Annotated in this window: 10 protein-coding genes; 4 read left to right on the forward strand and 6 right to left on the reverse strand. The window is 70.4% G+C overall.

Translation table 11 applies throughout. The annotated features are described in order from the left end of the window. From RIV12_RS12730 to RIV12_RS12740, 3 genes are all read right to left on the reverse strand, one after another. The coding region (locus tag RIV12_RS12730; RefSeq protein ID WP_309324345.1) for an SPFH domain-containing protein at window positions 1–987 on the reverse strand (987 nt) is incomplete at its 3' end. Window positions 988–1,094: 107 nt separating this feature from the next. Further along, window positions 1,095–1,595, reverse strand: coding sequence for a nodulation protein NfeD (locus tag RIV12_RS12735; RefSeq protein WP_309324347.1), 501 nt, complete (start codon window positions 1,593–1,595; stop codon window positions 1,095–1,097). Between the two features lie 107 nt (window positions 1,596–1,702). Continuing rightward, window positions 1,703–3,865: a hypothetical protein gene (locus RIV12_RS12740; RefSeq protein ID WP_309324349.1), complete on the reverse strand. Its 2,163-nt coding sequence runs from the start codon at window positions 3,863–3,865 to the stop codon at window positions 1,703–1,705. Between the two features lie 271 nt (window positions 3,866–4,136). Here RIV12_RS12740 and dhaK point away from each other — a divergent pair, with 271 nt between their 5' ends. The 3 genes from dhaK to dhaM all read left to right on the forward strand — a co-directional run bounded on the left by dhaK (window position 4,137) and on the right by dhaM (window position 6,362). Then, a complete protein-coding gene (dhaK, locus tag RIV12_RS12745) occupies window positions 4,137–5,147 on the forward strand; it encodes a dihydroxyacetone kinase subunit DhaK (RefSeq protein WP_309324351.1) in 1,011 nt (336 codons plus the stop codon). A 67-nt stretch (window positions 5,148–5,214) separates the two neighbouring features. Continuing rightward, the gene (gene dhaL / locus RIV12_RS12750) at window positions 5,215–5,874 is read left to right on the forward strand and encodes a dihydroxyacetone kinase subunit DhaL (protein WP_081380004.1); all 660 of its coding nucleotides are present in this window, start codon (window positions 5,215–5,217) and stop codon (window positions 5,872–5,874) included. Between the two features lie 71 nt (window positions 5,875–5,945). Then, window positions 5,946–6,362, forward strand: a complete 417-nt coding sequence (gene dhaM / locus RIV12_RS12755) for a dihydroxyacetone kinase phosphoryl donor subunit DhaM (RefSeq protein WP_075417385.1) — start codon at window positions 5,946–5,948, stop codon at window positions 6,360–6,362. A 37-nt stretch (window positions 6,363–6,399) separates the two neighbouring features. On the opposite strand, the gene RIV12_RS12760 is transcribed toward dhaM, so the two are convergent. Continuing rightward, entirely contained in the window at window positions 6,400–7,068 is a 669-nt protein-coding gene (locus RIV12_RS12760) for a potassium channel family protein (RefSeq protein WP_003789240.1), read from the reverse strand. 40 nt (window positions 7,069–7,108) lie between these two features. Next, window positions 7,109–8,701, reverse strand: coding sequence for an MFS transporter (locus RIV12_RS12765; RefSeq protein WP_309324354.1), 1,593 nt, complete (start codon window positions 8,699–8,701; stop codon window positions 7,109–7,111). 123 nt (window positions 8,702–8,824) lie between these two features. Here RIV12_RS12765 and RIV12_RS12770 point away from each other — a divergent pair, with 123 nt between their 5' ends. Next, window positions 8,825–9,499, forward strand: coding sequence for a TetR/AcrR family transcriptional regulator (locus tag RIV12_RS12770; RefSeq protein WP_309324356.1), 675 nt, complete (start codon window positions 8,825–8,827; stop codon window positions 9,497–9,499). 70 nt (window positions 9,500–9,569) lie between these two features. Here the strand turns inward: RIV12_RS12770 and RIV12_RS12775 are convergent. Further along, window positions 9,570–11,066, reverse strand: a 1,497-nt coding sequence (locus RIV12_RS12775) for a TrkH family potassium uptake protein (protein WP_309324358.1), incomplete at its 5' end; no start/stop codon positions are given.

Here is an 11,066-nt window from a genome sequence, read left to right on the forward strand (position 1 = left end):
CTGAGCCTGGGCCTCGGCATCCAGGCGGGTGCGCTCGGCCTCGGCCTGGGCGCGCAGCAGCGCCTCGGTCTTGGATGCCTGAGCCTCCTGCTCACGCTGGTAGCGGGCGGCGTCGGCGGGTTTGCGTACCGTGGAGTCCAGCTCGCGCTCGGTCAGGGCGGCCTTGGCCTCGGCTGCCTCCTGCCCGATGATGGCGATCTCCCGCTCCTTGGCGGCGCGGGCGATCGGGCCGGCGGAGTCGGCGTCGGCCTGGGCCTTGTCCGTCTCGGCCTTGAGCTGGGCCTGACGCAGGGACAGGTCGCGCTCGCGCTCGGCGATCTGCTGACGGGAGGTGACCTCGGCGTCGCGGGCCTCGCGCTCGGCGTTGGCCCGCGCGATGCGGGCGTCCTTCTCGACGCGCTGCTGCTCGGGCACGCCCAGGGACTCGATGTAACCGCCGGCGTCGGTGATCTCGGAGACCTGGAGCATGTCGATCTCCAGGCCCATGTTGGCCATGATGCTCTTGGCGTCGTCGAAGACGTTGCGCTGAAGGGCATCGCGGTCGGAGATGAGGTCGGTGACCGTCATGTGGCCGATGATCGAGCGCAGGGAGCCGATGAGCGCCTCCCGTGCGGAGTCGGCGATGGCCTGGTCCGTGTTGGGCTTGCCCAGGAAGCGCTTGGCGGCTGCACGCACCTGCTCGTCGGAGTCACCCACCTTGACGGCGGCCACGGCGGCGACGTTGACATGGATCTTGTTCTCGTCCTCGGCGGTGACCTTGAAACCGATTGTGGTCTGGGTGAAGGGCAGGTACTGGATGGACTGGATGACCGGCAGGACGAAGTCGCGCCCACCGGGGTGGATGATCTTGACCGTGCCCCGGTTCGACCCGGAGATCAGGCCGGTGAGGTTGGAGGGGACGACGACGATTCGGCTGAACAGGTAGGCGACTGCCGACAGCACGATGATGGCGACGACGGCGATAACGCCGATGACTGGTATACCCATGCGATGTTCCTTTTCTATGTGGGGAGATGGGATGAGGGAGGATGAGGGAAGGAAGCGACGCGAGCAACGGGTGTGAGCCTGGGGTCCGTCATCGGCCCCCAGTGGGCTCAGCCGCCGATCTGCTCCCAGGGGGCGATGGCGAGGGTGGAGTCGACGGCGTCGAGCACCCAGGCGCTCTGGCCCGAGCGCAGCGGTTCCTCGGAGCGCGCCGGCAAGGTGAGCTGATGACCTCGCGTGATGGCGCGGACCTCGCCGCCGCCGTCCTTCCACCACAGGACGGTGACCTTCTCGCCGACCAGCTCCGCGGCGGTGGGCGGAGCCGTGTTCAACGGCATGGAGCGCCTGAGACGGTTCCACAACCAGCGCATGGCCGCGCCGGATGCGAGAGCCGCTGCTGCGGGAACGCCCCACAGCACGGCCGCCGGCACCTGTGTGGCCGCCGATCCCGTCGCCGTCATCCCCATGCCGATGGCGCCGAACACGGCCACCGGCAGAGCGAGGATCGGCACGAGCCCATCGGGGAGGAGGGCGTCCAGCAGCCCGTCGAACAGGATGCCGATCACCAGGGTGGTGCAGCCGATGATCGCGCACCAGGCGAAGATGCCCACACCAGTCCCTTTCCGTGGAGGCCCCTTGGTCTCCAACACCTGGATTCTGCCACGCAGGTCGGGGCGTGAAGCCGTGACGGGATGGGGAGAAGTACCCGAGGCCGGGCTCAGGCGCCGCGTGCTCGAGGGATTCGACCGGAGTCCTGCAGGGACGGCGGAGCCGAGGACCAGGACGCCGTCGTCGGGATGGCCGTCGCAGCAGAGGGGGTGGTAGGAACCGTGATGGTCTCCTGCGCATCCGAATCGACCACTTGTGCCGGGCCGGTTGGGGAGGCCGCGCGGGCTGTCGTGGCCATGACTGCTGCCGCCCGCTGGGCTCCGACGGCGTCGGCGGGGACGGCGCCGGCAGCGGCCACAGCGGAGGACTGCTCAGCCTGCTGGGATGCGGAGGGGACGGGTACGGGATGGCTGATGCCCCCCGGCACCTGGGCGGGCGCCTGGGATGCGCCCTGAGGCGGGAGGAAACCGTAGCCGGTCGTCCCCGTCGGACCGGCGGCCGTGATCGGGGAGGGCTGAGGGCCTGTGGGCACGGTGACGGTCTGCGCGGAAACTGCCGCAGCCCTCGTGGGTGACACGTCCTGGCGCGTGGACGGTGGGGTCGCGTGGGTGCCGGTGTGCTCGGAGCCCGGCTGCGCCGGCTGGAGCCCCGCCTGCGCAGCGGTGGCGGACGCAGCCGGGGCGGCCAGTGACGCGGGCGCCTCGGGGGCGCCTGGTGCGGCCGAGAAGCGCGAATCGGTGACGTGGCGCCCGGTCGTCGGCGTCCCGGGGAGAGTCGGGGCCAGGACGGGTTCGGTCTCCTCGGTGTTGGCCGACGCCGTCGACGCCCCCGAGGACTGAGTCGCTGAGGATGCCGGGGGCGATGCCGGCGCCGTTCCCGAAACCGTGACCGCATCCGGAACAGCGGCCGCCTGCATGGATGCACCGGTCGGGGCGGCCTGAGTGCGTCGACGGCGGGAGATGCGACTGGGGGTCGGGTCCTCGAAGACGGGCCTGTGAGTCTCGGGCGCCCGGTGACTCGTCGGGCCCGCGGGGGGCTGCTGGGAGTGACCGCTACTCGGTGTGGGCTGCGCGGGCGGTGCCTGCTGGGCCCCGACTGCCTGCGACTCGATGTCGGCCAGTGGGGCGGTGAGCGGTCCGGAGGGCGCGTCGGACGGCAGCGCCTCGGGGGGCACGGCCGCCGCCGTGGGTGACGGCTCCACGCCGCTGGGCCGGTCGCCCAGGGCAGGGGTCGAAGGGGGCGGTCCGGCCGCAGGCTCATGCGAGAGGGGGGCGGCCATCGTTGTCGCAGGCTCCGGCCCCGGTACCGCCGGTCGAGTCGGCTCAGGAACAGTCGTGGAGCCCGCCTGGGGCGTTGCGCGCCCGCCTCGACGTCCGGGGGTGAGTGGAGGCCACACGACATCGGAGTCGGGCAGCGCGGTGGTGGCCGGCCCGGACGTCGCCGCCGAGGCCTCCCGTGCCACTCGGCTCTGCGCCCGCCGCGAGCGCCGTCGGGAGCCGGAGGCGCCGGCGCCTCCCGCAGCGGGTACGGCTCTCGTGGACCCGGCGGTGCCGGTGGAGGCGACGGGACTCGGGTAGTCGGCGAACTTGACGATGTGGTCGAGGTCGTAGTGGGTCGGATCCTGCCCGGCGTTGCGCAGCACGTCTTCCAGGGGACTGAGCAGGGCCAGCCGGAAAGCGGGGTCGACACAGCGGGCGTTGACGGCGCCCCAGATCTGGTCGGCGGTCAAGGACTCCTCGGAGGAGCCCAGGTCGTTGCGGATCGCGGTGACCAGGTCCGACTCCAGGCGCGCGTAGGCCATGGCGTAGGCGCTGGGCCACGGGGCCTCGGGGCGCTGGGAGCGCAGGAGGGCGAAGTTCCGCATGGCGCGCAGCACCTCGTCCGAGCCGCCCACGAGCGCCCCCACCCGCAGGCGGTCCAGCGCCTCGTTCTTCATCGTCCCGGTGCCCTCAGGGCCCAGCAGGTGCTTGGAGTCCTCGACGACCTCACGCAGGAAGACCCGGTAGGCGGCGACGCTGTCCGGTGTCGTGCGCTCCTTGGTCATCGAGCGCAGCCGCTCGGCGGCGTGACGTGCCGCCAGGCGGGCCGAGCTGGCCTCGGACTGGACCTCGTTGATCCGCGAGATGCTCGCCCGGGAGATCCGTGAGGCCTCCTTGAGGGCCAGGTCCGCATGCGCCGTCGAGCGCCGTGCGGCGAAGACGGCGGCAACGGCGACCAGGACGGAGACACCGGCTGCGATAGTGGCCACGACGGCGACAACGGACAGATCCATACCCCTATCCTGCCCGTAATCGACCCGGTGGTGCCGCGAAAAAAGGACCTCCCCAGATAGTCCCCAGAATCTCTGCGGGTGACGCTCAGGCGAGGTGGTGGCCGCGCTCACGTTAAGGGGTGAGGGGTGCGGTGCGTCGGGGCCGCCCCTGGCCGCCCGGGCGCGTACCCGTTCCTGCATGGACACGGTGACCTGCACCGACGTGCACGGGGTGACATCCTCGGAGCCCGAGGCGCCACATGCGGGCTCGTGGCGCGGTAGCGTCAGCGCCATGAAGAAACTCATCAACACCGTTGACAACGTGGTCACGGACGCCCTGCGGGGCATGGCCGCGGCCCACCCCCACGAGCTCGACGTCGACCTCGACCAGCACATCGTCTACCGCCGTCAGCCCAAGGAGAAGGGCAAGGTCGCCATCATCTCCGGGGGAGGCAGCGGGCACGAGCCCCTCCACGGCGGCTTCGTGGGCACCGGCATGCTCGACGCCGCCTGCGCCGGCCAGATCTTCACCTCCCCGGTCCCCGATCAGATGGTGGCCGCCACCAGCGCCGTCGACCGCGGTGCCGGCGTGCTGCACATCGTCAAGAACTACACCGGCGACGTCATGAACTTCGAGATGGCAGCCGAGATCGTCGACGCCGAGTCCGGCATCCAGGTCGCCAGCGTCGTCACCAACGACGACGTCGCCGTCGAGGACTCCCTCTACACCGCCGGACGCCGCGGTGTGGGCGTGACCGTCATCGTGGAGAAGATCGCCGGCGCCGCCGCCGAGCAGGGGCGCCCGCTGGACGAGGTCGCCGGCATCGCCGCACGCGTCAACGCTGCCGGGCGCTCCATGGGTATGGCCCTGACCTCCTGCACCGTCCCGGCCAACGGCAAGCCCTCCTTCGACCTGCCCGACGACGAGATGGAGATCGGCATCGGCATCCACGGCGAGCCCGGACGCCACCGCGAGAAGGTCGCCCCCGCCGCCGAGATCGCCGAGCGCCTCGTCAGCCCGCTCCTGGCTGAGCTGCCCGACGCGGCCGGCCCCGACGAGGGCGTCATCGCCATGGTCAATGGCATGGGCGCCACCCCGCTGCTCGAGCTCTACCTCATGTACGGCGAGATCGCCCGTCTCCTCCAAGGATCCGGGATCACCGTGGCCCGCAACCTCGTGGGCAACTACATCACCAGCCTCGACATGGCCGGCTGCTCCCTGACCCTGGTGCGCGCCGACACCGAGCTGCTGAGCCTGTGGGACGCCCCGGTCAACACGCCCGGCCTGCGCTGGGGCGTGTGAGGACCTGACACAATCGGGGTGCCCGGATCACGTGCGGGCACCCTAAGGAGACTGAAGGAGAAGCGACATGACCGCAGACGCGGGAGCCCTGAGCCACTCGCTGAGCGTGACGGATCTGGCGACCTGGGTGCGCCGCAGCGCAGCACTCATCGCCGAGCACGCCGAGGAGCTCACCGACCTGGACGCCGCCATCGGCGACGCCGACCACGGCACCAACATGAAGCGCGGCCTGGCCGCCGCCGCCGAGACGGTGCAGACCGGCAGCTTCGCCAGTGCAGACGCCCTGCTCAAGAAGGTCGGCACGACCCTGGTCTCCACCATCGGGGGCGCCTCCGGGCCCCTGTACGGCACCTTCTTCCTGCGCGCCGGGGGAGCCGTGGTCGGCCTGGAGGCGCTCGACGCCCAGGCGCTCGCGGGCGCCCTGGAGGCGGGGGTCGGTGGTATCGCCGCGCGGGGGCGGGCCACCACGGGGGAGAAGACCATGCTCGACGCCTGGAGCCCGGCCCTGGAGGCCCTGCGCGCCCATCCCGGCGACCTCGCCGCCGGCGTCGCGGCCGCCGTACGGGCCGCCACCGAGGGGCGCGAGGCCACCAAGCCCATGGTGGCCACCAAGGGGCGGGCCTCCTACCTGGGGGAACGCTCGGTGGGGCACATCGACCCCGGCGCCGCCTCCACCGTCCTGCTGCTGACGGCCCTCGACGACGTCGTGGCCGGAAGGGTGTCGTGAGTCCTGTGAGTCCCGCAAACCCCTCCGAGCCCGCATCGGTCCCTGAGCCGACGCGGTCGAACGGTGCCGCAGTGCGTGTCGGCATCGTCCTGGTCTCCCACTCCCGCGCCCTGGCCGAGGCCGCCCTGGACCTGGCGCGTCGGCTCATCGTGTCCGTCGACGTCCCCGTCGAGCCGGCTGCGGGCCTTGCTGACGGCGGGCTGGGCACCGACCCCGGTGCCGTCGTCGACGCCGTCGAGCGTCTCGCCGACCGCTGCGACGGCGTCCTGGTCCTGGCCGACCTGGGCAGCGGGATCATGAGCGCCGAGATGGCCCTGGAGATGCTCGAGCCGGCCCTCGCCGAGCGGGCGCGCCTGTCGGCGGCGCCCTTCGTCGAAGGTCTGCTCGGTGCCTACGGCGCCGCCGGGATCGGTAAGGATCTTGAGGCCGTGGCCGCTGAGGCCAACGGTGCCGCCGAGGCCAAGCGCTCCCAGGTGGCCGCCTTCTGACGCACTGAGAGGCGCGCGTGAGGGTCGCCTGGCCGGCTCACGCGCGGTTGGCGAAGCGCTCCAGGAGGGCGGCATCCCCGCCGACGACGAGCACGTCCTCGGCTGAGACCAGGGTGTCCGGGGTGGCGTACTCGAAGGGCTCGCCCGGGCTCATGAGGCCGAAGACGGTGATCCCGTAGCGGGAGCGCACCTTGGACTGGCCGATGGTGAAGCCGTGCAGCTCCGTGGGTGGGCGCATCTTGACGATGGTGAAGCCGCCCTTCTCCATCTCAATGTAGTCGAGCATGCGGCCCGAGACGAGGTGTGCGGCGCGCTGGCCGGCGTCGAACTCGGGGTAGACGACGTGCTGGGCGCCGATGCGGCGCAGGATGCGGCCGTGGGCGCGTGAGATGGCCTTGGCCCAGATCTGGGGGGTCTCCAGGTCCACGAGGTTGCCGGTGATGAGGACGGAGGCCTCCAGGGAGGTCGCCACCCCCACGACCGCGGTGCCGAACTCGGTGGCGCCCAACTGCTCCAGGGCCTCCACGTCCGTGGCATCGGCCTCCACCAGGGGGATCCGGCCGGTCCACTGGCGCACGGTCGCGGGATTGGCCTCCACTGCCAGCACCTCGCGCCCCAACCGGTCCAGGGTGGCGGCCACGGCCGAGCCGAAGCGTCCCAGCCCGATGACGAGCGTGGAGTCGGTGCGTGAGAGCGGGGCAGGCATGAGGTCTCCTGAGGTCGGCCGTGAGGCAGTGGCCCCTACGCTACCGCCTGCGGCGTCGGCGGAGGCTCAGGCCGATCCCGCAGACCACGAGGATGACAACGGCGCCGGCCAGGAGCCAGGCCATCATCGTGAAGCCACCGGCGTAGGCCTCGATCTGCGCCCGGTCGACGAGCTGGGCCTTGAGGGTCTCGATGATCTGCTTGCCCGCGGGCGACTGCGGCAGGGTCTGAGCCCGCATCATCGCCTCCATGGCGGCCGCCTTGACCTCCTCGGTGTGGTCAGTCACGTAGTCCTCGGCGTGCTGGGTGGCGTAGGAGGTCATGAGCGCCACCCCGAAGGAGCCGCCGATCTGCTGGGCGGCGCTCAGGATCGCTGAGGCCAGCCCGGTCCGCTTCGCGTCCACCCCGCGCGTGCCGGAGTTGAAGGTCACCGGCATCGTCAGCCCCAGACCGATCCCGAAGACGATGAGGCCGGGCAGTGCCACCTGGGAGTAGGTCGAATCCGTCGTCATGCGCGAGAGAATGAGGAGGGAACCGGCCAGTACCGCCACCCCCAGTGGCAGGGTGCCGCGCGCTCCGAGCCTGGGCACGATGATGCGTCCGGCCGGGATCGCGGTCGCGATCAGGGCGAAGACCATCGGGAGGAAGACGACTCCGCTCTTGAAGGGCGAGTAGCCGAGGTGGTTCTGCATGTAGTAGGTCAGGTAGATGATCGCCCCCATCTGGGCGGCGCCGGCGATGAACTGGGTGGCGTAGGAGGCCGCCCGCACGGGCAGTGCCATCATCGACAGGGGCAGCACCGGGCGGCTTGCGAAGTGCTCGCGGACCACGAACAGTATTGCGGCGATACCGCCGAGGGCCAGCCAGCTGACGGTCGACGTCGAGGTCCAGGAGGTCTGCTGGGCCCGGTCGAGCCCGTAGACGGCGCTGAAGCAGGCTCCACAGCCCAGGACCAGGCCGCTCAGGTCATCAGTGATGCGCGAGTCGCGGTCGCGCTGATCGGCCGGCGGAAGGCTGCGCTGCCCGATGAGCAGAGCAGCAGCGGCGATGAGGATGTTGATGTAGAGGGCCCAGCGCCAGCTGAACCAGTCGGTCAGGGCTCCGCCGACGAGTAGTCCGATGGCCGCGCCCAGTCCGGCAGTGGCACCGAAGATGGCGAAGACCCGCTCGCGCTCGGTGCGCTCGGTGAAGGTGACGTTCAGCAGCGCCTGCGAGGTGGGGGCCAGCAGGGCGCCGAAGCAGCCCTGGGCCACGCGGGCCGCCAGCAGGACGGGGAAAGAGGTCGCCATCCCGGCTGCGAGGCTGGCGATCCCGAAGCCGATCAGTCCCACCTGGTAGGAGCGGCGGATGCCCGCCACGGCGCAGAGCCTTCCCCCGAAGAGCACCAGGCCACCGAAGGCCAGGCTGTAGCCGGTGACCGTCCACGGGCTCTGGGATACGGTCATTCCCAGGTCGTCCTGCATCCGAGGCAGGGCGATGGCGATGATCGTCAGGTCCAGGACGATCATCAGCTGGGTGAGGACGGCGCTGACCATGACCGCGCGGCGATTGGGCTGCCGCGTTGTCATGGTGGTCGTCTCCTCCTGTGCCGACTCGGTCCGCTCCTTGAGAGCGGATGTCACTGAGGATGTCATGGCGAACCTCCATATCAAAATAGTCGTTTTCGTTTGCGCTCGGGAGTTTAGAGAGTGCGTTGCGGTCAGTCAACAACGATCGTTTTGATTTGGAGTGTGCTCTGAGTCGCTTATCCTGAACTCATGCCACGAGTGACTGCCGCCTACCGGGAGCGTCAGACCGACCGGATCCTGCGGGCCGCCGAGGAGTGCTTCGCGCGCAGCGGCTTCCAGGCCACCTCCATGGATGAGGTCATCGCAGCGGCCGGGATGTCGTCGTCGACCGTCTACCGCTACTTCCCTGAGGGCAAGGGCTCCCTCATCCGGACGGTCCTGACCAGGCGCATGGGGCCGCTCGTCGAGCGGATCAAGCGGTTCGCCGAGTCCGAGGAGCCTCTCGACTTCGAGCGGGACTTCATTGAGGCTCTCACCCTGCTCAACTACCGGCGGCGCGGTGCGGCAACCGGCTCAGGGGCAGGCCGGCAGGATGACTCTTTCGAGGATCCTGACGACGTCGGGCTGAGCTCCTGGGCACCTCTGGCCTACCATGCCTGGGGGGAGCTGACCCGTGATCCCGAGATGAGCGTCCTGGTCCAGGAGAGCTACCGTGATATCCACGGAGGCCTTACCCGTCTGTGTCGCAACGGGCAGAGGGCAGGGACGATCTCTGACCGTCTGAGTCCCGAGCAGCTGGCGTCCCTCATCCAGAGCGTCTCCTTCGGTCTCATCGTCGAGCAGCTCATCACCGATCAGGCCGATGTGGAGGGAGCGGCCAGCACTCTGAGACAGCTGCTAGCCCCGGAAGGGGCTCGGTCCTGACTGCTTCCGAGAGCCTCCGCCGGTTCCCGGGAATCGGGGTTCCGGCACGTGGGTGGGACTGCTGCCCTGGTCAGCCGATCATCGGGCTGGCCTCGGGCATCCGGATGACGCGGCGCCGCTCGCGCAGAGCCAGGGCGCTGGCCGCCGTCATCGTGCCCACACGGCCGATGAACATGAGTGCCACGACGACGTACTTGGCCCCGTCCGGCAGGGAGGGGGTGATGCCCGTGGACAGGCCCACGGTCGCGAAGGCGCTGATAACCTCGAAGAGAATCCGGTCCAGGGGCAGGTTGGTCATCTGCAGGAGCAGAAGCGTGGCCAGTCCGATGACGCTGGAGCCGATGAAGGCCACTGCCACGCTCAGGCGCACCGTCGAGGGGGTGATGCGCCGTCCGAAGGCCTCGATGTCCTGGTCGCCGCGGGCCTCGGCGAGGATTGCCAGCAGCAGGACCGCGAAGGTCGTCACCTTGATGCCGCCGGCCGTCGAGGCCGAGCCGCCTCCGACGAACATGAGGGCGTCCTGGAGGAACCAGGTCGCCTCGTGCATGTGCTCGGGCGGGATCGTGGACAGCCCCGAGGAGCGGGCGTTGACGCCGTTGACGAGCGCGGTCATGATCTTCCCGCTCGTGGGCAGGGAGCCGTAGGTGAGCGGGTTGCTCCACTCGAAGGTGGCGATGGCGAGGGTCGAGGCGGCCGTGAGGGCCAGGTAGGTCGTCAGGGTCAGCTTGGTGTGCAGGCTCCACGTTCGGGGGCGGCGTCGTCGGCCCATGATGTCCAGGATGACGGGGAAGCCGACGGCGCCCATGAAGGTCCCCAGGATGATCGGCAGGCCGATCCACCAGTCGGTGGAGTAGGCCTCCAGGCCCTCGGGCATGATGACGAAGCCGGCGTTGTTGAAGATCGACAGCGCCATGAAGGCCGCGTACCACAGGGCGTGGCCCACATCGAGGCCGTGGCTGAGGAAGGGCGGTAGCAGCATGAGCGTCAGGAGGAGCTCGCAGCCGGTGGCCGTGTAGATGACGGCGCGCAGCAGCCGGCCCACCTCGCCCAGGCGCGACTGGTTCTCCGAGGCCGCCAGCATCCGCTGAGTCAGACCCACGTGCCGGGACACCGCCAGGGACAGCAGTGAGGCCAGGGTCATGACGCCCAGGCCGCCCACGGCCGCGGCCAGAATGATGACGACGTGCCCGAAGGTGGACCAGTAGGTCGCCGTGTCCACCGTGCTCAGACCGGTGACGCACACGGCCGAGGTGGCGGTGAACAGGGCGTCGAGAAAGTTGGCGCGCTCCCCGCTGGTCGTGGCGACGGGAAGACTGAGGAGGGCGGTCACCGCCACGATGATGGCGGCGAAGACGATGACGGCCAGCCGGGCCGGGTAGAAGCGGGCCGCTCGCGCGATCTGGCCGAGTGGCTCGATGTGCCTGAGCAGGCGGCGCACCCCGGTGGGCTCCGTGCCCGGCAGAGGGGGGCGGGCCGGCGGCCCCTCGAGGGTGTCGGCTCCGATGCCGGCGGCCGGGTGCTTCTTGCGCCGCTTCCATGGGTGGCCGACGACGCCCACGAGCGGGGC

Source organism: Actinomyces stomatis (assembly GCF_031292835.1).
In the GTDB taxonomy this organism is placed as follows: Bacteria; Actinomycetota; Actinomycetes; order Actinomycetales; family Actinomycetaceae; genus Actinomyces; species Actinomyces stomatis.